Annotated in this window: 1 pseudogene; it reads right to left on the reverse strand. The window is 50.4% G+C overall.

The annotated features are described in order from the left end of the window. Window positions 1-335, reverse strand: a pseudogene (locus tag M3661_RS30040) (hypothetical protein); the annotation flags it as partial.

Raw genomic sequence — 335 nt, forward strand, 5'->3', positions numbered from 1 at the left:
TACGCCTAATGCTGCTGTAAGACAAGCAACTGTCGCTTCATTGCCTTCTTGCTCAAGCGTTTCTTGAATCTGTTGTACGGTATATACATCGCTCCAGTGAGCCAGTGCCTGCAGACGCTCCTTGCGTACCTCAAGCTCCTTCACCATGACATATTGCTGCATCGCGTCTGGCAACATACGAATAAACTGAGAATGCGTAACACTGCGCGGCTTCCGCAGCAGGTTCTTGAACACTGTAGGCCATGGGATCTGTACGGTTTGTCCCGTATACGGACGAGGTACTTCCTGTATTCGTTGGTGCTGGCTGCTTAGGATTACCATGCGATCCCAAAACG

This window comes from Paenibacillus sp. MER 180 (assembly GCF_023713665.1).
GTDB lineage: Bacteria > Bacillota > Bacilli > Paenibacillales > Paenibacillaceae > Paenibacillus_B > Paenibacillus_B suaedae.